This window comes from Microvirga mediterraneensis (genome assembly GCF_013520865.1).
In the GTDB taxonomy this organism is placed as follows: domain Bacteria; phylum Pseudomonadota; class Alphaproteobacteria; order Rhizobiales; family Beijerinckiaceae; genus Microvirga; species Microvirga mediterraneensis.
This window is the reverse complement of the sequence record NZ_JACDXJ010000001.1, coordinates 1606289-1630579: the sequence shown is the minus strand read 5'-3', so window position 1 is coordinate 1630579 and position 24291 is coordinate 1606289. Positions and strand designations below refer to the sequence as shown.

At 63.1% G+C, this 24291-nt stretch carries 22 protein-coding genes; 10 read left to right on the top strand and 12 right to left on the bottom strand.

The window, feature by feature from the left end:
• Positions 1 to 49: 49 nt before the first annotated feature.
• The 3 genes from H0S73_RS07645 to H0S73_RS07635 are packed head-to-tail and all read left to right on the top strand — an operon-like array spanning position 50 to position 3666.
• Positions 50 to 1492 carry an amidohydrolase family protein gene (locus H0S73_RS07645; RefSeq protein WP_181051591.1) on the top strand — a complete coding sequence of 481 codons (1443 nt, stop codon included), beginning with the start codon at positions 50 to 52 and terminating at the stop codon, positions 1490 to 1492.
• A 13-nt stretch (positions 1493 to 1505) separates the two neighbouring features.
• Entirely contained in the window at positions 1506 to 2177 is a 672-nt protein-coding gene (locus H0S73_RS07640) for an aspartate/glutamate racemase family protein (RefSeq protein ID WP_181051590.1), read from the top strand.
• Positions 2178 to 2214: 37 nt separating this feature from the next.
• Positions 2215 to 3666, top strand: a complete 1452-nt coding sequence (locus H0S73_RS07635; protein WP_181051589.1) for an amidohydrolase family protein — start codon at positions 2215 to 2217, stop codon at positions 3664 to 3666.
• Between the two features lie 90 nt (positions 3667 to 3756).
• Here the strand turns inward: H0S73_RS07635 and H0S73_RS07630 are convergent, their stop codons facing one another.
• The gene (locus H0S73_RS07630) at positions 3757 to 5394 is read right to left on the bottom strand and encodes an amidohydrolase (protein WP_181051588.1); all 1638 of its coding nucleotides are present in this window, start codon (positions 5392 to 5394) and stop codon (positions 3757 to 3759) included.
• Between the two features lie 191 nt (positions 5395 to 5585).
• On the opposite strand from H0S73_RS07630, the gene H0S73_RS07625 reads away from it, so the two are divergent.
• The 3 genes from H0S73_RS07625 (at position 5586) to H0S73_RS07615 (ending at position 8978) form a co-directional block, all read left to right on the top strand.
• Positions 5586 to 6623 (top strand): amino acid ABC transporter substrate-binding protein, encoded by a 1038-nt coding sequence (locus H0S73_RS07625; protein ID WP_181051587.1) that lies wholly within the window; start codon positions 5586 to 5588, stop codon positions 6621 to 6623.
• Between the two features lie 66 nt (positions 6624 to 6689).
• Complete coding sequence (locus tag H0S73_RS07620) at positions 6690 to 7862, top strand: amino acid ABC transporter permease (RefSeq protein WP_181051586.1); 1173 nt, start codon at positions 6690 to 6692, stop codon at positions 7860 to 7862.
• A 3-nt stretch (positions 7863 to 7865) separates the two neighbouring features.
• Positions 7866 to 8978, top strand: a complete 1113-nt coding sequence (locus tag H0S73_RS07615; protein ID WP_181051585.1) for an amino acid ABC transporter permease — start codon at positions 7866 to 7868, stop codon at positions 8976 to 8978.
• A 235-nt stretch (positions 8979 to 9213) separates the two neighbouring features.
• Here the strand turns inward: H0S73_RS07615 and H0S73_RS07610 are convergent, their stop codons facing one another.
• Genes H0S73_RS07610 through H0S73_RS07590 form a run of 5 tightly spaced genes read right to left on the bottom strand, consistent with a single transcriptional unit; the run spans position 9214 to position 14073 of the window.
• Positions 9214 to 10395 (bottom strand): M20 aminoacylase family protein, encoded by a 1182-nt coding sequence (locus tag H0S73_RS07610; protein ID WP_202049782.1) that lies wholly within the window; start codon positions 10393 to 10395, stop codon positions 9214 to 9216.
• A gap of 57 nt (positions 10396 to 10452) precedes the next feature.
• The gene (locus H0S73_RS07605; RefSeq protein ID WP_181051584.1) at positions 10453 to 11232 is read right to left on the bottom strand and encodes an amino acid ABC transporter ATP-binding protein; all 780 of its coding nucleotides are present in this window, start codon (positions 11230 to 11232) and stop codon (positions 10453 to 10455) included.
• Complete coding sequence (locus tag H0S73_RS07600) at positions 11229 to 12164, bottom strand: amino acid ABC transporter permease (protein WP_181051583.1); 936 nt, start codon at positions 12162 to 12164, stop codon at positions 11229 to 11231. Before H0S73_RS07600 ends, H0S73_RS07605 begins: the two co-directional genes overlap by 4 nt.
• A complete protein-coding gene (locus H0S73_RS07595) occupies positions 12161 to 13051 on the bottom strand; it encodes an ABC transporter substrate-binding protein (protein ID WP_181051582.1) in 891 nt (296 codons plus the stop codon). The genes H0S73_RS07600 and H0S73_RS07595 overlap by 4 nt, the downstream gene beginning before the upstream one ends.
• Positions 13052 to 13110: 59 nt before the next feature.
• The gene (locus tag H0S73_RS07590) at positions 13111 to 14073 is read right to left on the bottom strand and encodes a substrate-binding domain-containing protein (RefSeq protein WP_181051581.1); all 963 of its coding nucleotides are present in this window, start codon (positions 14071 to 14073) and stop codon (positions 13111 to 13113) included.
• Between the two features lie 100 nt (positions 14074 to 14173).
• On the opposite strand from H0S73_RS07590, the gene H0S73_RS07585 reads away from it, so the two are divergent.
• Both H0S73_RS07585 and H0S73_RS07580 read left to right on the top strand, forming a co-directional pair.
• Positions 14174 to 15499, top strand: a complete 1326-nt coding sequence (locus tag H0S73_RS07585; RefSeq protein WP_181051580.1) for an aminotransferase-like domain-containing protein — start codon at positions 14174 to 14176, stop codon at positions 15497 to 15499.
• A 426-nt stretch (positions 15500 to 15925) separates the two neighbouring features.
• Positions 15926 to 17623 carry a methyl-accepting chemotaxis protein gene (locus tag H0S73_RS07580; RefSeq protein WP_181051579.1) on the top strand — a complete coding sequence of 566 codons (1698 nt, stop codon included), beginning with the start codon at positions 15926 to 15928 and terminating at the stop codon, positions 17621 to 17623.
• Positions 17624 to 17834: 211 nt separating this feature from the next.
• On the opposite strand, the gene H0S73_RS07575 is transcribed toward H0S73_RS07580, so the two are convergent.
• The 3 genes from H0S73_RS07575 to H0S73_RS07565 are packed head-to-tail and all read right to left on the bottom strand — an operon-like array spanning position 17835 to position 19759.
• Entirely contained in the window at positions 17835 to 18812 is a 978-nt protein-coding gene (locus tag H0S73_RS07575; protein ID WP_181051578.1) for a bile acid:sodium symporter family protein, read from the bottom strand.
• Between the two features lie 41 nt (positions 18813 to 18853).
• Positions 18854 to 19603, bottom strand: coding sequence for a YoaK family protein (locus H0S73_RS07570; RefSeq protein ID WP_181051577.1), 750 nt, complete (start codon positions 19601 to 19603; stop codon positions 18854 to 18856).
• Positions 19604 to 19606: 3 nt separating this feature from the next.
• Entirely contained in the window at positions 19607 to 19759 is a 153-nt protein-coding gene (locus H0S73_RS07565; protein WP_181051576.1) for a hypothetical protein, read from the bottom strand.
• Between the two features lie 105 nt (positions 19760 to 19864).
• Here H0S73_RS07565 and H0S73_RS07560 point away from each other — a divergent pair, with 105 nt between their 5' ends.
• The gene (locus H0S73_RS07560) at positions 19865 to 20560 is read left to right on the top strand and encodes a FadR/GntR family transcriptional regulator (protein WP_181051575.1); all 696 of its coding nucleotides are present in this window, start codon (positions 19865 to 19867) and stop codon (positions 20558 to 20560) included.
• On the opposite strand, the gene H0S73_RS07555 is transcribed toward H0S73_RS07560, so the two are convergent.
• Both H0S73_RS07555 and H0S73_RS07550 read right to left on the bottom strand, forming a co-directional pair.
• On the bottom strand, positions 20538 to 21410 hold the full coding sequence (locus H0S73_RS07555) for a pseudouridine synthase (protein WP_181051574.1): 873 nt from the start codon (positions 21408 to 21410) through the stop codon (positions 20538 to 20540). The two genes, H0S73_RS07560 and H0S73_RS07555, sit on opposite strands and share 23 nt — an antisense overlap.
• Positions 21411 to 21428: 18 nt before the next feature.
• On the bottom strand, positions 21429 to 22676 hold the full coding sequence (locus H0S73_RS07550) for a Glu/Leu/Phe/Val family dehydrogenase (protein WP_425488215.1): 1248 nt from the start codon (positions 22674 to 22676) through the stop codon (positions 21429 to 21431).
• Between the two features lie 473 nt (positions 22677 to 23149).
• Here H0S73_RS07550 and H0S73_RS07545 point away from each other — a divergent pair, with 473 nt between their 5' ends.
• On the top strand, positions 23150 to 23596 hold the full coding sequence (locus H0S73_RS07545) for a GreA/GreB family elongation factor (RefSeq protein ID WP_181051572.1): 447 nt from the start codon (positions 23150 to 23152) through the stop codon (positions 23594 to 23596).
• 47 nt (positions 23597 to 23643) lie between these two features.
• Here the strand turns inward: H0S73_RS07545 and H0S73_RS07540 are convergent, their stop codons facing one another.
• Positions 23644 to 24273, bottom strand: coding sequence for a histidine phosphatase family protein (locus tag H0S73_RS07540; protein ID WP_181051571.1), 630 nt, complete (start codon positions 24271 to 24273; stop codon positions 23644 to 23646).
• Between the last annotated feature and the right edge of the window lie 18 nt (positions 24274 to 24291).

The window sequence follows — 24291 nt, the reverse complement described above, 5'->3', positions numbered from 1 at the left end:
CCGGCATGCCCCATCACCCTTCAACCCATTTCCACCGGATCGACAGATCATGACCGATACAATCAAGGTTGTCCGAAAAGCCGCCTGGGCCGTTACCTGGGACGAAGTGGCCTCGCAACACGTCTACATGCGCGATGCCGACATCGCCTTCTCGGCTTCCGGCATCCTGTATGTCGGCCCGGCTTACGAGGGCCGTGCCGATGAAGAGATCGCCGGCGCGGGCGTCATGGCGATGCCTGGCCTCGTCAACATTCACTGTCATTCCGGCGACGAGCCGGTTGCCAAGGGTCTGTTCGAGGATGTCGGAACGGCCGTTCTCTGGGGCAATGCCCTGTATGAATATTCAGCCCTGATCGACGCCGATGCGGATGCCAAGGCGGCCTGCCAGACGGTGATGCTCAGCGACCTGATGCGCAGCGGCGTCACCACGCTTCTCGACATCGCATCGCCTTCTCCGAAATGGCTCTCCCTTGCCGCCGAGAGCGGCTTGCGGGCCTATCTCGCGCCTGGGTTCCGTGAAGCGCAGTGGCGTATGGCCGGAAGCCACAAGCTCGATTTCGATTGGAATACGGCTCAGGGCCGCGAGCGATATGCCGAAGCCCTGGCTTTCGTCGACGAAGCACGCGCGCATCCCAGCGGCCGCATCGACGGCGTGATCGCCCCGTCGCAGATCGAAACCTGTTCCGAGGAGTTGATCCAGGACGCCGTCGCCGAGGCGCGCCGCCGCGGCATGCGCATCACCATCCATGCAGCCCAGACCATGGCTGAACACGAGGAACTGCTGCGTCGGACCGGCGAGACCGCGCCGGCTTTCCTGGAGCGCCTCGGTGTCCTTGGGCCGGACCTGATTCTCGGACATTGCATCTTTCTCGACCACCATTCCTGGACAAGGCAGCGCAGCCGTGACGACCTTGCGCGGCTCGCCGCAAGCGGGACTTCGGTCGCCCATTGCCCCGTTACCTTCGCGCGCAGCGGCATGACCCTGGAGAGCCTCGGCGCCTATCGCCGTGCCGGCGTCAATGTCGGTCTCGGCACCGACAGCTACCCGTTCAACATGCTCGAAGAGATGCGGGAGGCACTGATCTGCTCGCGCATCGCCGGCCGCAGCGTTTTCGATCTCGATACGGGCAGCCTGTTCTCGGTTGCGACGACGGGCGGGGCGAAAGCCCTCGGCCGCGACGACATCGGCCGGCTGGCGGTCGGCGCCAAGGCGGATGTAGCCTTGGTGGATTTGAACCATCCGGCCATGCAGCCCATCCACGATCCCTTGCGCAATCTGGTCCATTGCGCTGCGGAGCGCGCCGTTCGCGACGTTTACGTGGATGGGCAAGCTGTCCTGAAGGACCGCCGCGTCGTCAATCTCGACTATGACGGCGCAGTGCGGGAGCTGCAGGATGCGCAGAAACGCGCCTGCCGGCGGGCCGAGCAGGACGATCCGCAGGGCCGCCCGCTGTCCGTTCTCGCCCCCTATTCCCTGCCGCTCGCCCGCTGAGGATAAGACGATCATGGGCTCGCCGGTCTATGTGATCAATCCGAACTCGTCCCAGACCGTCACGGCAGAGATCGACAAGGCCGTGGCGCCCCTGCGAAGCGCCGACGGGCCCGCCATCGTCTGTCTCTCCCTCACAGAAGGACCATCGGGCATCCAGTCGCAGCGGGACGTGGACGGTGTCGTGACGCCGATCCTGCGCAAGGCGGCCGAGCTGGAAGCGGATGCGGGCGCGTTCGTCATCGCGTGCTTTTCGGATCCGGGTCTCCACGCCCTTCGCGAGCAGAGCCGCCGCCGCGTCTTCGGCATTGCCGAATGCGGCGTGCTGGCGGCGCTCACCCTCGGTCAGCGCTTCGGCGTCATCGCGATCCTGCCGACATCCATCCCGAGGCATCTTCGCTATTTCGGCGCGATGGGCGTCATGGACCGCTTCGCGGCCGATCTGCCGATCGGGCTCGGCGTCGCGGAGCTCTCCGACGAGGATCGAACATTGACCCGCATGGTCGAGGTCGGGCGGAGGTTGAAAGACGTGCACGGCGCCGACGTTCTCGTCATGGGATGCGCAGGCATGGCCCGATATCGTGCCGCGCTGGAAGGCGCGGTCGGCATTTCAGTCGTGGAGCCGACACAGGCCGCCGTCGCCATGGCGGTCGGCCATGTGCGCCTGTCGCAGGCGCCCACATTCTGAACATTCACACTTACTTCTCTGCTTCCCGGAGTTCGAAATGACCACCCCTGCCGCCAAGACGACCCTCTTCCGGAACTGCGACTGGATCGTCGCCTGGGATGAAGCCGCCCGATCCCATGTCTATCTCCGCAATGCGGATTTCGTGATCCGAGGCTCCGATATCGTCCATGTCGGCAAGGATTATGCCGGTTCCGTCGATGCCGAGGTCGACGCCAGCAGGATGATGATCATCCCCGGCTTCGTGGACATCCACAGCCATCCCGGACACGAGCCCGGCTGGAAGGGCATGCTGGAGGAACTGGGCAGCCCGCGCCTCGGCCAGAGCTCCCTCTACGAGTTCATGCCGGTCTTCCAGATCGGTCCGGAATACACCCGCCCTGCCCTGCGCGTGGCAACGTCGGAGCTCTTGAAGAGCGGCGTCACGACGATCTGCGATCTCGGCCGCCCCCGCGCGACCTGGGCCGATGAATATGCGGAGACCGGCATCCGCGCCGTGCTCTGGGGCATGTTCCGCTCCGGTCCCTGGAAGACCACCAACGGCCATTCGGTGGAATACGACCTCGATCCGGCAACCGGCGACCGGCTGCTGCGCGAGGCCATCGACATCGCCGATGCCGCCTCGAAGCACCCGAGCGGCCGCATCACCGGCTTCATCGGCCCGGCGCAGATCGATACCTGCACCGAGGGTCAGATCCGGGACGCCCTCGATGCGGCACGGGAACGGGGCCAGCCGATCCAGATCCACGCGGCGCAGAGCATCGTGGAATTCCAGGAGATCATGCGTCGCTACGGCTCGACGCCCATCGAATGGCTGGACAAGATCGGAGCGCTGGGTCCCGATACGATCATCGGCCACTGCATCTTCCTCAACGATCATCCGTGGCTGCACTGGCCTCACGCCAACGACTTCGAGCGTCTGCGCGACAGCGGCGCCCAGGTGGCGCATTGCCCCGTGGTCTTCGCACGGCGCGGCATCGCTCTGAATACCTTGAGCCGCTATGTGAAGGCCGGCATCCGGTGCGGCATCGGGACGGACAGCTTCCCGCACAACATGCTCGATGAACTCCGCATGGCCTGCTACGCCGGCCGCATCGTGGGAGGCAGCTTCACGGCCGCCACGACCCACGACGCCTTCATGGCTGCCACCGCGGTCGGCGCCGACATGATCCGCCGACCCGACCTGGGACGTCTCGCACCCGGCTGCAAGGCGGACTTCTCGGTCGTCGACATGAGCAATCCCTACATGCAGCCGGATTACGAGCCGGTTCGCAGCCTTGTCTATTCAGCCAATGACAGGGCCATCAAGGATGTCTACGTGGACGGGCGTCAGGTCGTGAAGGATGGCGATGTTCTCGACTTCGACATCGGCGAGGATCTCGAAATGCTGCGCAGGGGACAGGCGGAGGCCATTGCGGCGGCGCCGCAACGGGACTGGGCCGGACGCGGGCTCGAGGAGTTGAGCCCCCGGGTCTTTCCGATTCGGAATTGATCTGCGACGAAGAACCCTCCAAAAGACGAAAGGCCCCGAATGGTTTCGGGGCCTTTTCAGTGCGAATGCCGTTGATTTGATAGGCTCGCCTCAACGAGCCATCTCTCCATGCCGGTCGAACACGATCTCGCCGCCGCGGATCGTGAGATCGCACCGGGTATCGTGTAGGATCTCTTCGGGCGATGCCGTCAGGAGATCGCGGGAAAAGACCGCGACATCACCCGCAAGGCCGGGATCGAGACGACCCCATTCATGCTCGGCCTTGTTCACATAGGCTCCGAACTCCGTAAAGGCCATGATCGCCTGCTCGATGGACACCACTTCCCGCTCGTCCATCACGGTTCCGTGCGCGGTCTTGCGGGTCAGCATCGAGAAGAAGTTCGGGAAGGGATTGATGTCGCAGACGGGGGCATCGCTGCCGGCTGCGGGCTTGAAGCCGAGATCGATCCAGGTCCGGAGCGGATAGGAGGGCTTTGCCCGCTTCTCGCCGACGACCGAAACATAGAGGTCGCCGAAATCATAGATGAAGACCGGCTGCGGCACGGGTTGAACGCCCAGGCGCTTCATGCGCGCATTCTGGTCGGCCCGCGCATAGCCCGCATGCTCGATCCTGTGGCGGCGGTCCGGATCCGGCATCGCCTCGAGAGCGAGCTCGAAGGCATTGAGGGTCTGCTCGATGGCGGCATCGCCGATCGCATGAACGGCCAGCTGATAACCCTTGGCGTGATAATCATGCACGAGGTCGTTCATCTCGTTGTCGTGCAGGAGCATCAGGCCGTTTGTCTTCGGCTCTCCGAGATAGGGCTCGCTCATGGCGGCGGTTCGCCCGCCCGCGCTGCCGTCGGTGAAGATCTTCACCGGTCCGACGCGCAGCATCGAGTCGCCCGCCCCCGTCACCACACCGTCCGCATAGGCCTGCTCCACGATGCCGCCTGGGCCGCCGAGAAGGCACTGGGTCGTCCGGACGGGCAGACGATGAAGGCGCTGGGCCGTGCGATAAGCCGCGACCTCGCGGTAGCCCGCCCTCATGCCGACGCCCGCATCCATCACGCTGGTGATGCCGTAGGACAGGCACGCGCGGCCGGCATCGTCGATAGCCTGAACGAGTTCCTGGTCGGTCGGCTCGGGCAGCACGGCCTTGAGCCGGTCACGACCGGTCTCGGCCAGCAGTCCGGTCAGCCGTCCGTCCCGCTGCTCGATGGCGCCTCCTTGGGGGACGGGCGTCGTCTCGTCGATGCCCGCCAGCTCCAGCGCCTTCGAGTTGCAGATCGTCACATGGCCGCAGGCCCGCACGATCGCGACCGGATGGTCGGGCGCCACCGCGTCGAGCTCCTCCCGGAGCGGATGTCGCCTCACGTCGAGTTCGAACTGATCGTAGCCGCGCCCCTGGATCCAATGCCCCGGCGGCGTGACGGCGGCGCGTTGCCTGACCTTGTCGAGCAGGGCCGCGAGGGTCGGCGCGGAGGATGCGCGCACATCCACATGTCCCATGATCACCCCATAGGGGAGAAGATGCATGTGCGAGTCGCACAACCCCGGCGTCGCGAGGCGGCCGCGCAGATCGATCACCCGGGTCGACGGCCCGATGAGCGGTTCCATGTCGGCGGCGGATCCGGCCGCGAGAACCTGCCCGGCCCACAGGGCGACGGCTTCGGTCACCCGTTCTGAATATCCGCGGAAGACGCGGCCGTTTGTGAGGACGATATCGGCTTTGGGCAGGATGGGCATGGACCACTCGCGCGGCAAGGGCGGGTGCAGCTGACGCTGCATTCGAAGGGCAGCGAGTGTGCATACCTTTTAGTCGGTCAGCAAGATCCCAAACGCCTGACGATAGGAAATTCTATCCTTGAAACCATGATTGTTTCGGGTCTAGCTTGACGTGTAGCGACCAGATAAGGCGCAGGAAAAGAGGGAGTACAATGATTCAATCGAAAACCATAGGCCGGTGGCTCGCACTGGGCCTCGTCGCCGGCGTCGCGGCCGCTTCCGCAGCACCTGCATCCGCTCAGTCGACCCTTGAGACGGTCAAGAAGCGCGGCAAGATTCTGTGTGGCGTGTCGCCCGTCGCCCCCGGCTTCTCCTATGCCGACGACAAAGGTGTTCGACGGGGCTTCGACGTCGACATCTGCCGCGCCGTGTCGGCTGCCATCTTTGCCGATCCCGACAAGGTCGAGTATGTTCCGCTGAACACCAATGTCCGCTTCCAGGCGGTTCAGTCCGGAGAAGTCGACATCCTCTCGCGCCAGAACACCTGGAGCTTCTCGCGCGATGCCTCCCTCGGCCTCGATTTCGGCCCCGTGGTGTTCTACGACGGTCAGGGCCTGATGGCTCCAGCCAAGCTCAATGTGAAGAGCGCCAGCGAACTCTCCGATGCGGCGATCTGCCTGCTGCCTGGAACGACGACCCTCCAGAACCTGGAGGATTTCTTCCGGCCCAAGAACATCAAGTATGAATCCGTTGTGTTCGAGAATTCGGACGAGTGGCGCAATGCCTTCTTCAACGGACGCTGCGATGCCATCACGACCGATCGCTCCGACCTCGCCTCCGTCCGCGCGATCGCCAACGACCCGTCGCAGTACGTCGTCCTGCCGGAGACCATCTCGAAGGAGCCGCTGGCCCCGACGATCCGCCAGAACGATCCCAACTGGCGCGATATTCTGAACTGGTCTGTCTATACCCTCATCGGAGCGGAGGAGAAGGGCGTCACCCAGGCGAATGTCGATGAGCAGCTCAAGAGCGAGGATCCCGAGATCCAGCGCATGCTCGGCGTGAACGGCGACTTCGGAAAGATGCTCGGCCTCGACAACAAGTGGGGCTACAACATCATCAAATCGCTCGGCAATTACGGCGAAGTCTTCGACCGCAATCTCGGCCCGAAGACCCGGCTGGGCCTGAGCCGCGGACCGAACGAGCTCTGGACCAAGGGTGGCCTGCTTTACGCGCCGCCGTTCCGATAGTCTGAGATCGACGGGTGGCCGCAGGGCCACCCGTTCCTCCCTCAGTCCTATCCGGAAAGGATCATCATGCGCGTCGATGCGATGAGCGGGACGAGACTCCTGTACAACCTGCGTTTTCGGGCGATCCTCTATCAGGTGATCGCCGTCGGAAGCATCGTCCTCCTGGGCCTCTATCTATTCTCGAATGTATCGCAGAAGCTGGCCGAGCAGAATATCGCGACGGGTTTCGACTATCTGAGCCGTGAAGCGGGCTTCGTGATCAGCCAGACCTTGATCGACTACAAGCCCACCGACACCTATGGGCGGGCCATCCTGGCCGGCATCGTCAACACGGTCTGGGTCTCGGCCTGGAGCGTCGTGCTTGCGACGATCCTCGGGCTTGTCGTCGGCATCGCCCGTCTTTCCCGCAACCCGCTTTTGGCACTCCTGGCCTTTCTCTATGTTGAGGCTCTGCGCAATGTGCCTTTGCTCCTCTATCTCTTCCTCTGGTACGCCCTGATCGTCACGAGCCTCCCGGCCGTGCGCGAAGCATGGGAAATTCTGCCCCATGTCTTCCTGAGCAACAGCGGCCTGACCGTGCCATCCCTGCTATGGACCAGCGCCCATACGCTCGTTCTTCTGGCGCTTGTTCTCGGCGGCGTTCTCGGGTTTCTCGTGCACCGCCGGGCGACGGCCGCGCGGATCAGCACGGGCAAGGCGCGGACGATCTGGCCTTGGGTCGCCCTGGCCCTTCTGGTGCCGCCGATGCTCGCGATCCTGATCGTACAGCCTGATCTGACGGTCAGCCTTCCTGAGAAGGGGCGCTTCCGCCTGACGGGGGGCGCCCAGCTCAGGCCGGAATTCACCGCCCTTCTCGTGGGCCTTGCCCTTTCGGCTTCCGCGGGAATCGCGGAGATCGTAAGGAGCGGGATCCTGTCGGTCCGCAAAGGGCAATGGGAGGCGGCTCGCGCGCTCGGCCTGCGTGACGGATTGACCATGCGCCTCGTCATTCTTCCGCAAGCGCTCCGCGTGATCATTCCGCCGCTCACCAGCAGCTATCTCAGCCTGTTCAAGAACTCGTCGCTCGCCATCGCGATCGGATATCCGGATCTCGTCATGGTCTCGAACACGACCATGAACCAGACCGGACAGGCGATCGAGGGCATTGCGATCTTCATGCTCGTCTATCTCGGCCTGTCGATCATGATTTCCCTGTTCATGAACTGGTACAACAGCCGCGTCGCGCTGAAGGAGCGCTAGGCCATGACGACCGCGACCGACATCGCCGAAGCCCAACTGAAGATGCCGGTTCGACGGGAGCCGGATGTTGGCCGCCGCCTTCTGCATCGCACGCTCAAGCCTCTCGTCGGGACACCCGTCAATGCAGTGATCACGCTGGCCTGCCTGTGGGTCCTGTGGCTCGGGGCCAAGGGCGCCTATGGCTGGCTCGTGACCCGGGCGGTCACGGAAGGAGGCGCCCAGGCCTGCAAGGTCGGGAACGGAGCCTGCTGGCCCTTCTACGCAGCGAAGCTGCGCTTCATGATCTTCGGCGTTTATCCCTATGACGAGCAGTGGCGCGTGCTGCTTGCGATGATGCTGTTCCTCGGCGCCATGGGGATCACCATGATCCCGCGCTTCTGGAGCAGACAACTTCTCGTGCTCTGGGGCGTCACGATCGTCGCGACGGCGATCCTGATCGGAGGCGGCGTGTTCGGCCTCTCCTATGTGCCGACGACGCAGTGGAGCGGATTGCCGCTCTCCTTCCTGCTGTCGGCGGTCGGACTCGCCTTCGGCTTTCCGCTTGGCGTCGTTCTCGCCCTCGCCCGCTCCTCGAGCCTCCCGGCCATCCGGGTGCTCGCCATCATCTTCATCGAGGTGATTCGCGGCGTCCCGCTGATCAGCATCCTGTTCATGGCCTCCGTGATGCTGCCGCTCTTCATGCCGAGCGGCGTCACCGTGGACAAGCTGCTGAGGGCGCAGATCGCCATCATCATCTTCGCCGCCGCCTATATCGCGGAGGCGGTCCGTGGCGGGTTGCAGGCGATCCCCCGAGGACAGCACGAGGCCGCCAGCGCGATGGGCCTGCATTACTGGCAGGCCATGCGCCTCGTCGTTCTGCCGCAAGCCTTGAAGATCGCGATCCCGCCGCTCGTGAACATCTCCATCGGCTTCTTCCAGGACACGACGCTCGTCACGATCATCGGCCTCCTGGACTTCCTGTCCACCGTCCGTACGGCCATGACGGACCCGAACTGGGTCGGCATCGCCGTCCTGGAAGGCTACGTCTTCGCGGCCTTCGTGTTTCTGGTGTTCTCATACGGCATGGGAGCCTACAGCCGCTTCCTGGAGCGCCGCATGCGCCTCGGCCACGACTAGGACTGTTTCCACGTGCGTGGAATCGTCTCTTGTCCTGGCCAAGCCGCATATGTTTGACAGTGAGCCGGATACTTTACCGGGAATGCCATAGGGTCGGGGCACATAACCAAAGTGTTCCCCACCCTGCGTCCGCCGAAACCTGCAGTTCTAGGCCTGCAGGCTGGAATCTCGGTGCATGCCGGCCTGCTGGTTGGGAGCCGTCGCGGGACGCGAGAGCGGATGTCCCGCCTTTCGGTCACTCAGTGAGATAGCGCTCCACCAGACGGGCCCAAAGCGCGGCGCCCGTGATCAGGCTTCCATCGGCGAAGTCGTATTTCGAGCTGTGAAGAATGGCGGAGTTCGTGCCATTGCCGAGCCTCAGGAAGCTCCCGGGCTTGTGCTCGAGGAAATAGGCGAAATCCTCGCTCCCCGGAATGAGGTGACATGTGGAGACCCGGTCTGCTCCGATCAGCTCCTCTGCGACGGTGCGGGCGAAGGCCGTCTCCGCTTCGGAGTTCACGACGACCGGATAGCCCCTCTCGTACTCGATCTCGACAGTGGCGCCGTAGCCGTCGACGACCGATTGGGTCAGCTTGACGATCCGCTCCTGCAGGAGATTGCGGATCTTGGGATCGAAGGAACGGACGCTGAGCGCGAGCTTTGCATATTCCGGAATGACGTTGACGGCACTGCCCGCGTGAATGGTCCCGACGGTGACGACGGCCGTCTGGGTCGGATCGACGTTCCGCGACACGATCGTCTGCAGCGAGACCACGAGATTGCACGCGATCACCACCGGATCGACCGTGAGGTGGGGCCGGGATGCATGGCCGCCGAGCCCCTTGATCGTGATGTTGACGGTATCGGACGAGGCCATCATCGGGCCGGAGCGCAGGAGAATGTCGCCCTCCGGTGCGCCGGGATGATTGTGCAGGCCGAAGATGGCGTCGAAAGGAAAGCGTTCGAAGAGCCCGTCTGCGATCATGGCCTGAGCGCCGCTGAACTTTCCGGCCTCTTCGGCCGGTTGAAAGATCAACGTGACGGTGCCGTTGAACCGACGGGTCCGAGCCAGGTACTCGGCGGCCCCGAGCAGCACCGTCGTATGCCCGTCGTGACCGCAGGCATGCATCTTGCCGAGGGACTGGCTCGCATAGGCCAGGCCGCTCTCTTCCACGATCGGGAGAGCATCCATGTCGGCCCGGATGGCGATGCCCTTCCGTCCATCGCCCGCGCTCAGGCGCGCGACGACGCCATGCCCGCCGACATTGCGCGTCACCTCATAACCCCAAGCCTCGAGCTTGTCGGCGACGAAGCGCGCCGTCTCGGCCTCTTCGAAGGAGAGCTCCGGATGGGCATGGAGATGGTGGCGGATGCCGGTGAGTTCGGCTTCCATGGCGTCGAAATCCGAGACTCTGGCGAAGACGTTGTCGTTGAGCATGATATTCGTCCGAATGGCAATGAAACTCTGGCTTGGAAAGGCGATGGCCGTCGATGATCACAGGAAGCGCGACAGGAAGGCCTTCGTGCGGGGATGCTGCGGATTTCCGATCACATCGTCCGGGCTGCCCATCTCGACGATCTTGCCGCCATCCATGAACACGACCCGGTCTGCCGCCTCGCGGGCGAAGCCGATCTCATGGGTCACGACGATCATGGTGAGCCCCTGTTTGGCGAGATCGCGCATGGTCGCCAGCACCTCGCCGACGAGTTCCGGATCGAGTGCCGATGTCGGCTCGTCGAACAGCATCAGCTTGGGCTTGATCGCCAGGGCGCGGGCGATCGCGACGCGCTGCTGCTGGCCGCCGGAAAGCTGGCGCGGATAGCTGCCGGCCTTTTCCGACAACCCGACCCGCTCAAGAAGCTTCAGGGCGTTTCGGGTCGCCTCCTGACGGCTTTCACCGTGAATGCCGACAGGTGCCTCGATGATGTTCTGCAGCACCGTCATGTGCGGGTAGAGATTGAACTGCTGGAATACCATGCCGATCTTCCGGCGCTGGCGGGCGATGCCGTTCGCGGAGAGCTTCTCCAGACGATCGCTGCGGAGCCGGTAGCCGATCTGCTCGCCGTCAACCGCGATGAAGCCCTTGTTGATGGCTTCCAGGTGATTGATGCAACGCAGGAAGGTCGACTTTCCCGAGCCGGACGGACCGAGGATCACAACGACCTCTCCCGGCATGACGTCGAGGTCGATGCCCTTCAGCACTTCAAGCTGGTCGAAGGACTTGTGAACGTCGTGGGCCTGGACGAGGGGCGTTAGGGTCTGGGCGGCACTCAATGGCTTGCCTCCTCTACGACTGTACCGACAGGCGCAGGCTTATCGGCGGCTCTGTTGCGGCGCTCGCTGCGGCCGTAATAGGCCTCGATATAACTCTGCCCGACATTGAGGACCGAGGTGATGAGCAGGTACCAGATGACTGCGACGAGCAGCATCGGGATGATCTCGAAGGTGCGGTTGTAGATCGATTGCACGGAATAAAGCAGATCGGCCATCGCGATCACGCTGACGAGAGACGTCGCCTTGATCATGCTGATCAGCTGATTGCCGGTCGGCGGCACAATGGAGCGCATGGCTTGCGGGATGATGATCCGCCACAGGGCCCGGGCCCTCGTCATGCCGAAGGCTTCGGCGGTTTCCGTCTGGCCGCGATCCACGGAAAGAAGGCCGCCGCGAATGATCTCCGCCATATAGGCCGCTTCGTTCAGCGCGAGCCCGACGATGGCAGCCGTCATCGGCGTGATGACCGAGTTCGTGTCCCAGCTCGCAAGCGTCGGGCCGAAGGGTATGGCGATCGAGAGCCGCGGGAACAGGGTGGACAGGTTGTACCAGAAGATGAGCTGCACGAGCAGCGGGGTGCCACGGAAAAACCAGATGAACAGGGAGGCGAACGAATTCGCCAGCCGATCCTTGGACATGCGTGCGATCGCGAGCACGAGTCCGAGAACCGTGCCGATCGCCATCGCGACGACCGTGAGCCCGAGGCTGACATAGAGACCTTTGATGACCGTGGGATCGAAGAAGTAGGCGGCAACGACGGGCCAGCCGAAGTTCTCGTTATGGGCGACGATCCAGGCGAAGTTCGCCGCTACGAGAAGGATGACGGCCCACAAGATCAATCGGCCCAGGCGGAAGGGAGCGTGGGCCGTCGCCACGTCCCGGAAACGCGCATCGCCCAAGGGCGATGCGCTCGACAGATCAAGACGGCTCATTTCGGAAGCGCTCCACCGAGGTTGATGCCGGGCTCCTTGAGCATGTTGTTCTCAAGACCCCACTTCTTCATGATGGCCGCGTAGGTTCCGTTTTTCATCAGGAGCTTGATGGTGTCGAGCAGCACCGGTCCGAGCGGCGATCCCTTGGGCACGACGGCGCCCTGATAGAGATCCTCGAAGCCGTTCTTCTGCCCGACGCCGGTCAGTTCGAGCTGGCCGTTGGCCTGGGCAACGAAGTAAGTCAGGGGCGCCTGCGAAGAGAAGAACGCGTCAGCGCGCTTCGAACGGACGGAGAGGATCGAGCTCGGCTGGTCCGTATAGGACTGAACCGTAAGAGCCTCCTTACCGTCGGCCTTGCACTTCTCGGCCTGAACCTGGATCACACGTTCGGCGGAGCCGCCCGCCATGACGGCGATGCGGTTGCCGCAGGCGGTATCGAGCGAGGTGATGCCCTTCGGATTGCCCTTCTGGACGGCGAAGACGACGAACTCCTGAACCCAGTCGACGAAATCGTTGGCCTCTTCGCGGCTCTTGAAATCGCCGACGGGACCGAATGCGAACTGATAGCGCCCCGAATTCACGCCGGCGAGCAGCGCCGGCAGACCGCCAACGGTGGCGTGCTCGATCTTCACACCGAGAACCTGGCCGATCGCATCCGTCAGATCGCTGCTGGCGCCGGTCATCTCGGTTCCGGTGACGATCTCATAGGGAGGGAACGAGCCGTTGTTGACCGAGATCATCTTGCCCTCGGTGCGGATGTTCTCCGGTAGGCGCGCCCTCAGTTCTTCGTTCACGCTCTGCTTCGGGATGGCGGCTTCCTGCGCGATGGCCGAACCTGCGAGAAGCAGGGCAGCGAGTGCGGCGGAGGCGATCAACTTCGACTGCATGGGAAAGACCCTTTCTGTTTGAAGACGCCGTTTCTGGTCGTCAGCCACTCTGACAAAATTCATTTGGCGCGGGCGTGCCAGGGAAAGAGATCGGCGGGCGTCAGCGCGCGTGGCAGAATCCTCTGCTCGTACAGCTCGGTGGCGAAATCGCCGATCATCTTCTCGTTCGCCTCGAACCCGCTGACATTCCATGAGGGCGACAGATCCGCGGCGCAGCGGCGCAGCTCGTCGATCATCCAGGGGGTCGTGTCCGCGTATTTCTCGCGCTTCTGCAGCCACATGCGCTGAGAGGCGTCGATCACTTCGCTGAGCTCGTCCATGATCCACGGGTGCTCGCGCACGAGTTCGGCCTTGAGGCCGATCAGGTGCATGCCCGGCACGTAGCCGACGTCATGGAAGTAGGCGACCTCGGCCGCCCTGAAGTCGTCGAGAACCTGGCGAAGCGGAGAATTCTGATCGAAGAAGCCCGGCGGCATGAAGGGGGTGAAAATCGCATCCAGGCCCCCATCCTGCAGAAGATCGACCATGGGCCTCTCGCCGGGTGCGGCTTCGATGCGCCCCGGACGGCCGAAACCGTCGAGCCGGTCCGTGATGGGGTGGGCTTCCGTCAGCCGGCCCGCGTACCACATGGCATCCTCGATCCCGACGCCTTCGCGACGGATGGCGGCACGGGTCCAGGTATTGCCGGAGTCCCGCCAGCCCGTCACGCCGATCTTCTTGCCGGCGAGATCCGACAACCTGCGGATCGGGCTCTCCTTCGTGGTGATGATGCACCTGTGCCGGAACCCGCGCATGATAAAGTTCGGGATGCCCACGACACTGTCATCCCCGTCGTGCCGCAGTTGCGAATAGCGGCTGAAGGACATCTCCGCCCCTTCATATGACGGATCATGGGCCACATTGGAGATGAGAGTGCCGACCCGATCCACCTTGATATCGAGGCGCTCCGACCGAACGTCGCCCAACACCAGAGGTGTCATGTAGTCCCAGTCGCGGAGGGCGAGACGGAGGGTCAATGGCATCAGAATTCACTCACAGCAAACTTGTCCTGCCTGTAATTAAAATGTTCATATTGAGTTGATCAAACTCTATTATGTTATTGAACATTAAATTCGGTGCAGCATGGCAGAATTCAGAGACGCGCATTGGTTTGCCGAGAAGCTGAATGACAGGACCATTCGCGGGATCGCTCTTGAGACCAGAGCCCTGATCCGCGCCGGCGTCCTGACGGTCGGTACAAAGTTACCGCCGATCCGTGACCTTGCCTTCGCGCTGGGTGTGAGCCCTGCGACGATCTCGGAAGCGTGGAGTGAGCTGCGCCGCCAGAATATCATCAGCGGGCGAGGCCGAAACGGCACCTGGGTGAGCGGAGACCGCTTCGTCGCCAAGCCGAACCGGCTCGGAAGCTCCGGCAATTATGGCGAAGGCATTCTGAACCTGACCGCAGCCGTTCCCGATGTTCGCTTGTTGCCGCCGCTTGCGGAAGCGATGGCCTACGGCGCATCGGCGGAGAACCTCAACAGCTATGAGCGCAACAGGATTCTGCCGGAACTCGAAGAGGAAGTGAGGAGAACCTGGCCCTATGAACCGGAGGCCTTTCTGGCCACGAATGGTGGCTATAACGCGGTCTACACCCTGGTTCACGCGCTACTGCCGCCGGGAGCATCCGTTGCGATCGAGAACCCGACGGGCATGCGCATCCTCGACATCCTGGAGGATAGGGGCGTTCGCATCGTGCCGGTCGAATGCGACGACGAAGGACCACTGCCGGCGTCCCTCGATGGAGCGTTGAAAACGAAACCCGCCGCTTTCATCTTTCAACCGCGCCTGCATTCAGTGACAGGCCAGAGCGTCAGCCGGAAGCGCCTGGAAACGCTTGCCGGGATACTGAAGGACGTCGATACCCTCATTGTCGAAGACGACGGTGTCGGGGATATCTCCGCAGCGCCACGCCATTCCATGGGCATTCACTTTCCGAACCGGGTCATTCACATCCTGTCGTTCTCGAAAACACATGGGCCGGACCTGCGTCTCGCTGTCCTCTCCAGCTCCCGCGCGATCGTTGAACAGATTCAGTCGTATCGCAGCTTCAGCGCCGGGTGGACCAGCCGCATCCTGCAGGGTGCCACGGCTTGGTTGCTACGCGATCCCGCGACACGGGATTCCATCGATCACGCTCGAACGATTTACCACAGCCGGCGCGCTCATCTCGTCAACGCCCTGCAACAAAGAGGCGTCATGGCCATGCACGGTGAGGGTCTATGCGCATGGGTCCCGGTATCTTCCGAGCCCTTCGCCATGGTAACACTTGCCGCCCATGCCATTGCCGCTCAACCGGGCGCCAAGTTCTCCAACTTGCCGACCTGCCATTTGCGCATTGCAACGGCTACATTATCGGACAGATACGAGAGCGTGGCAGATTCGATCGCATTGGCGGCTGCCACATGAGCGAACGCCGAAGCGAATTCCAGGTTCTGATTTCGGGGAATGTACCCCCTGACCAGAAACAAAATTGTGATGAGGCGCATCGGACATCGTCCTCCCCAAGTGACCGTACCCCAATAGTGAAACTGGTGATCGCCTCATCATTAGGATCATATTCAGTAGAACACGGTTGGAACAGCGCAAGATAACGCGTTTCCGGGATCATGTATGCAATAGCCGACTATCTAGTCCGTGCGCGTCTCTAACATGACAGGATCCAAAACACCCTCACCGTTGATAGATGGATATCGTCGGAGCATTTATTGCTCATGCGGGATGCGAAAACTTAAGGTCTTCTTCACGTCTTTGCCTAATTTTGAAGCCGCCTGGTTCATGCGCGTCTGGGGGCGTGCGCTTCTCGCGGCGATGCGAGCAGGCCAATGAAAGACAATGAGACTCCTCAACAATTTGAACTTACTCACGAAGATCGCCGTTCCGGTGGTGATCTTCGTTGCGATTACCGTTGGCCTGATTGCAATGGCAGTAACAGGCCTTGATGAAATGAATGCCAAAGCTCGGCACATTGTCGATAACGATGCAAAGAGGCTGAGCTTGGTTCAGAGCGTCAACACGCAGATCAACGAGGCGTCGACCCAAGAAAAAGGCATGATCCTGACGCCGAAAAACCTCCCGGATCGGGTCAGGAGCGTTGAAAATGCCTTCAAGAGCGCGACCAAGAAGGCGTCGGAAGACCTGGACCGGATCGTCGACCTCTCAAGTTCTGCTGAATTCAGGAAGCTGAACGAGGATCTGAGAAGCGCGACCCTGAATTACTTCCGGGTGCTGGAACAGAGCCTCGCCGCTTCGATGGCAGGCAACGACACGGCCGCGACCGAGATCACAAACGGCGCGGCTCGCGACCTGCGCCGCGCTCTGCGGGACCAGATTACCGCCAGCATCGACGGCATCGCCCTTGAACTGGAGCAGATGAAGCAGGAAGCGTCTTCCGATGCCCTGCGCACCAGATGGTGGCTTATCGGTTCTGCCGCAGGCGGGTTGGCGTTCGCAATCGGATTGATCTGCTCGATCGTCCTCCTCGGCGTAACGCGGCCGCTCGGGTCGATGACGGAAACCATGGGACGCTTGGCCGGGGGTGAGCTTGATATTCTCGTGACCGGCACTGATCGCCAGGACGAGGTGGGCGCATTGGCCCGTTCGCTCCAAGTCTTCAAGGATAATGCGATCGAAGCCCGTCGCCTCGCCGCCGAACAGGAGGTTGAGAACGACGCCAAGATGCGCCGTGCCCAGATCCTCGATCAGCTGACCAGGAGTTTCGAGCGCAATGTCTCGGCCATGACACAGGGCTTGGCCTCGGCTGCGACGGAGATGGAAGCCACGGCGCAAACCATGACGTCGATTGCGGATCAGACCAACACCCAGACGGTCAGCGCGGCCTCGGCCGCCGAGCAGACCTCGGCTAACGTGCAGACGGTGGCAGCCGCCACGGAAGAGCTGTCGATCTCGATCAGGGAGATCGCATCGCAAGTGTCCCAGTCCTCCCGGATCGCCGAGCGTGCGGTGCATGATGCCCAGCGCACCGACGCCATCGTGCAGCAGCTGGCTTCCACGGCGGAGCGGATCGGCAACGTCATTGCCCTGATCAATTCCGTGGCCGGGCAGACCAACCTGCTGGCCCTCAACGCAACCATCGAGGCGGCGCGTGCCGGTGAAGCCGGCAAGGGCTTTGCCGTGGTGGCCTCCGAGGTGAAGGAGCTCGCCAATCAGACGGCGAAGGCCACGGACGAGATCTCGACGCAGATCGCATCGGTGCAGCAGGCGACCCGAGAGGCGGTTCAGGCCATCCAGACCATTACCCAGACGATCGGGGAGATGTCACAGATCTCGGTCACGATCGCCGCAGCCATGGAAGAGCAAGGCGCGGCAACGGGTGAGATCGCCCGCAACGTTCATGAAGCGGCCCGCGGCACCGAGCATGTGACCGGCAGCATCGGCGACGTGCGCCGGGGTGCCGGCGAGACCGGGGCTGCCGCGTCTCAGGTTCTGAGCGCCGCCCAGGAGCTGGCTCGCCACTCCAACAGCCTCGGGGACGAGGTCGGCCAGTTCCTTCGCGACGTGAAGGCCGCCTGAAGCAAGGTCGTCTATCCCAGCGGACGGAGGTTCGCCGAGATCGCCTGAAGCATTTTTCGGTGAAGTGGATCCGGTTCACCGCTCAAAAATGCGGCAATGCAAAGAAGAGAGTTGATGCCACGCTCGTGGCAACAGCTCTAGTCCTCAGTCGAACGGAGTCTGGAAGGCGCCCTGCCGAGAAGGGGCGCCTTTCTTTTTCTGGCAGCTCCGCTCATCGCGCGACAGCCGGCGTGCGTTCACTCCGGGCGTAACGACTGGCCAGGATCGCTCCGACGATGATCTGGATCTGGTTATAGAACATGATCGGCAGCACGATCATGCCGAAGCCCGGAGCGGTCGCAAACAGAACCTTTGCGAGCGGCAGACCCGACGCAAGGCTCTTCTTCGAGCCACAGAACACCGCGGCGATCTCGTCCCCCCGCGAGAACCCGAACCGGCGGGCGAAGAAGGCCGTGAGAGCCAGCACGACCGTCAGCAAGACCAGGCACAGCACCGCCGTCAGGGCCACGCTGCCCGGCGGGAGCCGAGACCATAAGCCGTCGACCACAGACTGCGAGAACGCCGTGTAGACGATCAGCAGGATAACCCCTTGGTCGAGATGGCCGATCCTGTGCCCATGCCGGGCCATGATCCCCGCCAGCCACGGACGGGCAATCTGGCCGGCCGCGAACGGGACCAGGAGCTGGAGAACCACATCGCTGAGGGCCTGGGTGAGATCGAAGCCGCCCTCAACCGAGGTCCGCGTGAGCAGCGACAGCAGCACCGGAGTCAGCAGCAGGCCAAAAACGTTCGAGGCCGCCGAACTGCAGATGGCGGCCGGCACATTTCCCATGGCCATGGCCGTGAACGCGATGGAGGACGATACCGCCGATGGCAACGCCGCCAGGTAGAGGAAGCCCAGGAACAGATCCGCCGGCATCCACGCCGTTGGCAGCACGCCAAACGGCAGCACGGCAATGGGAAATACGATAAACGTGATGGCGAAAATGAAGAGGTGCAACCGCCATTGAACGAGCCCCTGGATCACGACCTCTCGCGGGAGGGCCGCACCGTGGACGAAGAAGAGCAGCGCGATTCCCAGAACACCCAACGTATCGAGCAACTCGGCGCTGGCGCCTTGCGCGGGAAACACGCTGGCCACAGCGATGGCCGCCATGATGAGCAGGAGAAAAGGATCGATCTTTCGCATGGGTCATTCCGTTCTGAAGATGAACTGCGTGCTCGCGCCGCTCAGTAATACGGCCACACGGAGGGGCGATCGGCTTCCGAATCGCGACACGGGCATACTCGGTCTGGCAGCCTCCGCGTCAGCACGGACGCAGCGCTGATGAGCGCCAGGACAGCGACCAGAATCGCCGGAACAATCAGGACCATCGGCCCGAATACGCCGTTCAGCATGGCGCCGGACATCGCGCCGGCCACGAGAGCACCCCACAGGAGGGCATGGCCTCGCAGACGCCAGGTCTCCGCTCGCCCGAGAAGGGCCTGTCCGAGCGCTTGCCCAAGGCTCACCAGCGTGCCGGTGACGAAGGTCACGCCGAGCCGCACGCCGTTTACAGGCTGCAGGGCCGTGTTCTGCACGCCCATGGCCGCGGCGACCGGAAGGATCGAGGCGGAAACGGTCCAGCCGGACCCAGCCATCAGAGCCGCACCCGTCAGAAAGACCGCCTCCAGAAAAAGGATGGCCGGAAGGGCCCATGATCCCGCCATACTGGGCAGGATCGTCCCAAGGATGACCCCGCCCAGGAACGAGGCGATCATGAACAGGCCCTGCCCGACGGCATCCCAATGACCGCCCTCGAGTCCGACGCCGAGCGACACGCTGGCCCCACTCATGAAGGAGGCGAACAGGCCGCCGAGGCCTATGTAACCGATGGCGTCGACGAAGCCGGCGATGGCAGTCAGCAGCACGCCTGGTAAAAGGTGGGTCTGCAGGCTTGTCGACAGACGGCCTACGCCTTGCACCTCCGGCCCTGTCATAGCTCACAGGATCCGGAAGAGCCCGTCGATGACGATCCAGACGAACATGGGATAGATCATAAGTCCCAGGATGGTGCCGATGAGGCGACCGACGCGGACAGCCGAGTCGTGGGTAGGCTCATCACCGAAAAACCGCTCATCAAGTGTCGCTTTCATCAGATGCCCCTCTCCGTTCCTCTGGCCCGGCTGCAGCTTTCGCGGCCAAGCCGGACCTGCTACATAGGCCAGATTGAAATTGGTCTAGAAATTGGCCTGGAGCTCATGCCTGGAAAACGCCTGACGACGGCTGCTGTCACCCGGCGCCTGCGTGCCCATCTTCGGCGACGCGCCTACGGCCCACAGGACCGGCTGGAACCGGAGCGTGCCCTAGCTCCCATGATCGGCTGTAGTCGCGAGACCCTGCGGGCGGCGCTGGAGGTGTTGGAGAAGGAGGGGCTGATCTGGCGGCATGTGGGGCAAGGCACCTTCGTGGGGCCGCACCCGGCTTCTGAGCCGATCCGTCCGTCGGTCCTGATCGAGATGGCCTCCCCCGCCGACGTGCTCGCCGCCCGCCTCCTGATCGAGCCTCCTATTGCCGGCGAGGCTGCGCTTCGCGCGACCATCGAGGACATCGCCCACCTCCGGAGCCATGCGCTGAGGAGCAGCGAAGCGCCTGACTGGCAGGCCTACGAGCAGGCGGACGACGCTTTCCACAAGGGGATCGCCCGCATCACCGGCAATCCACTGGTGATCGCGTTCCTGGATGTCCTGTCATCGGTGCGCGGCCGCGCACGCTGGCAGCGTCAGCACGACCTCGCCTTCCGGCGAGCCCGCAAGAAGGAGTACGCGGCCCAGCAGGGCCGCATGCATCTGGCCATCGTCGAGGCTATCGCGGCACGGAATCCGGAGGCGGCGCGGCAGGCCATGTTCGACCACCTGAGCACGATCCGGACCATCATGATTTATGAGGCCGACTAGGCCGCAGACATTCATGAGGCCGAGATCGATGATCTGGAACGGGCCGCACGCGCGGTGTCTTGAGCGGCTCCGGAGCGGCGTGTGCCGGAATATCCAGCATCGTCTTCTCGGCCGGAGAGAGATGCCGAACGGCGCCTTTCGGCAGATCGCCCAGCTGCACACCTCCCACGTCGACGCGCACGAGTCGAAGCACATTCGCCCCGACCGCCGCGAGAAGGCGCCGGATCTGGCGGTTCCTGCCTTCGCTCAGCACCACTTCGAGCCAAGCATTGCGTGTGCCGGCCCGCAGCAGCCTTGACGACTTCGCGACGAGACGCTCGCCGTCGAGGGTCATGCCCGCCTGGAGCCGCTCCAGAATGCCCTCATCCGGGAGGCAGTCTATCTGGGCATGATAGACTTTCTCGACGTTCGACGCGGGATCGAGCACACGCTGCGCCCAGCGGGTGTCATTCGTCATGAGGAGCAGCCCTTCGCTTGCCTTGTCGAGTCGTCCCACGGGCGTGACGAACGGAAGGTCGAGCCCCTCCAGACAGTCGTAGACAGTTGCCCGTTCCTCCGGATCGTCTCTCGTCGTGACAAGGCCGCGTGGCTTGTTGAGCATCAGGTATACCTTGGTCTCGGCCGCGACCGCATTACCGTCGACGGTAATGCGGGTGCGCTCCGGATCGACGCGGGCCGCCGGGTTGCGGAGAACCCGGCCGTCCACGCTCACGCGCCCGGCCGTGATCAGGGCTTCGGCTTGCGTGCGGGAGCAGAACCCGAGCTTTGACAGGGCGCGCGGCAAGCTGACTACGGCACCGTTCAGGCGCCGAGGCCGAGCCGCGCCCCGTAATCGGGGCGATGGTTTCATGATGAGTCGTTCCGAACGTCAGCTCGTGAAGAACTGCTGCGTGCCATGCGCCTCGATGGCGCCCGCAAGCCGCGAAAGCGCATGCACGTAGGCGGCACTACGCAGTGTGATGCCCTTCTCCTGAGCAAGCGCCCAGGTCGCATCCCCTTCGCGCTCCATCGTCGATTTCAACCGCGCATGCACGTCCTCGACCGGCCAATAATAGCCCTGCCGGTTCTGCACCCACTCGAAGTAGGAGACAGTGACACCGCCCGCGTTCGCCAGGATATCCGGCAAAACGATGATGCTCTTGGCGGCCAGAATCTCGTCGGCTTCGGGCGTGATCGGACCATTGGCGAGTTCGAGAACGACGCGAGCCTTCACGCTGCCGGCATTCCTCTCATGGATCATGTCCTCTAAGGCTGCCGGAACAAGCAACTCGCAATCGACAGAAACGAGTTCGTCGGCCGGAATGGAGGAGATGCCGTCAGCCCCGGCAAGGTTCGTGACGCTCCCCTGTCCTTTGGCAGCTATGAGCCTGTCGACATCGATCCCCGACGAGCAGTGGATCGCGCCCCTTGAGTCGGAGACCGCCACGATGCTGTAGCCGTCGGCGGCCAGCAGGCGCGCGATATGCTGGCCGGCATTTCCGAAGCCCTGGATAGCCACCCGCGCGCCCGGCTCCAATCCGAGTGTCCCTGCCAGGCGCTGGACAAGATAGTAGCCGCCGCGAGCCGTCGCATCGTCACGCCCGAGCGAACCCCCAAGAGCGATGGGCTTGCCGGTAATGACCGCCGGCGTCGCCTCGCCGACGATAGAGGCATACTCGTCGGCCATCCAACCCATGACCATCGAGTTGGTGTAAACATCGGGCGCCGGAATATCGCGGTCTGGCCCGATGATCTTGGAGAATGCCTGCACGTAGGCGCGCGACAGGCGTTCCAGTTCGGCCTTCGACAGCGTGCGGGAATCGACCTGCACAGCCCCCTTGCCGCCGCCGTAAGGCAGGTTCATCACCGCGCATTTGAAGGTCATCCAGAAGGCAAGCGTCTCCACCTCCTCCATGGTCGAATCCGGATGGAAGCGAATGCCGCCCTTGGTCGGGCCGCGGGTGTCGTCGTACCGGCAGCGCCAGGCCATGAAGGACTTGCGAGAGCCATCGTCCATGCGGATCATCAGGCGGACCTTCGTGGTCTCACGCGGGTACTTCAGCTTTTCGAGTACGTCCGCGTCGAGATCGAGGTGCCGGGCTGCTTCATCGAGGCGTGTCAGGGCCTGGTCCAGCATGGAGGCTGCTTGCAATCTATCTTTCTCCTATGTGTTGATGCCATCCCGGCAAGTTACCGATAGGAAGCTTTAATGGCGGCATCTGCTCCGGAGTGCAACATCCCGAAGAGGGCTGCGTCGATCCGGAACAATTGCGAGCCCGATGCGACCCTCCCAGTCCCCTACTCCCTTCGTGCGGGCGCCTGCGGCGTCCACGACCTTGCATTCGCGCGCAACAGGGCTATCTTGTCAGTATCATGATTATGCTCGTGAAAAATCTTCGCCGTCTGGCGCACGCGGGTTGCCTCAAAGCAGGCAGGTAAGCCCCAGGAGCCAGATGACCCATTTCGGTCACCGGCACTCCGGGGCGTCATATCTCTCACCATCGCCGTGCCGTCGATGCACCGTTCAGGCGCAAGCCGGCCTCTCATGTCTGCCCCTTGCGGGAATGCACGCCTGCGCGGCCCGCCGCCGACCGTTTCGAGGAGGTTTTCATGAACACGCAGAACAAGCTCCCCCCGATCACCCTCGCGACCAGCGACTACAACCGCCTGCTGTTCACCGCGATGATCCGGCAGAACCGCAACAGCCGAACACCCAACTTCCTGCTCAAGGAACTGCGCCGAGCGGAGGTTTGCCATCCGGCCGCACTGCCGGATGATGTCGTCTCCACGAACTGTCGAGTGATCTACCGCATGGATGACGAGCCGAAGTCGCGTGCGCACCTGCTCGTCCATCCAGAAGACCTGATCTGGCCTGGCGCGGAGATCTCGGCCACGACGCCGCTGGGAACGGCGCTGCTGGGCCTGCGCGTCGGCGACCGCATGTCATTCGTCGAGGATGGCAGGATCCGCGAGGTGTATGTGGAGGGTATTGGCCTGCGCTTCCTGGATGCCGGGTCAACGGTCACCCGCACTCTCGGCAACATCATTTGGACGTGAGGTGGCCGACCGCCTTGGCAGCATCTTCCGTTGGACGAAGTCATAAGCTAGACCGGAGCGTGATCCAGGCCGCGCATTCTCAGATCATCCAGTGACGGAGCGATATTGAATGCGACGAGGCGTGCATTGCGATGCGTCATCGAAGGACGGACGTCGAAGATCGTGATCGCTGCGGGCGAGATAGGTGACAGCTGGGACGGAGCTAGACCGACCAGCACGTGACAGGCGGCCCGGACCACGCCTTCATGGGCGACAATCACGACATCGTCGACGGCCCGGTCCATGGCCGCGTCGAGTGCTGCGCTGACACGACCCCGAAACGGCTCCCACCCTTCGCCTCCCGGCGGTGTATAGGCGCCGAGTCGCCAATCGCGGTAGGCGCCCGGATCGGATGCCTCGATCTGCTCGATCCATCGTCCCGTCCAATCGCCGAGATCCATCTCGCGCAGGCGCTCGTCCGTCGTGAACCCGGAGAAGCCGAGAAGTTCCGCCGTATGGCGGGCCCGGCTCAGATCGGAGGACACGATGTGGCCCGGAGCGGGACCGCCTGCGAAGAAGCCCGCCGCGCGCCGCGCCTGCTCGATGCCGCGCGACGACAAGGGAGCATCCGCATGCCCTTGCAGGCGCCGCTCCGCGTTCCACACGGTCTCGCCGTGACGCAAGAGGATCAGTCTCAAGGTCTAAGATCTCCAGGC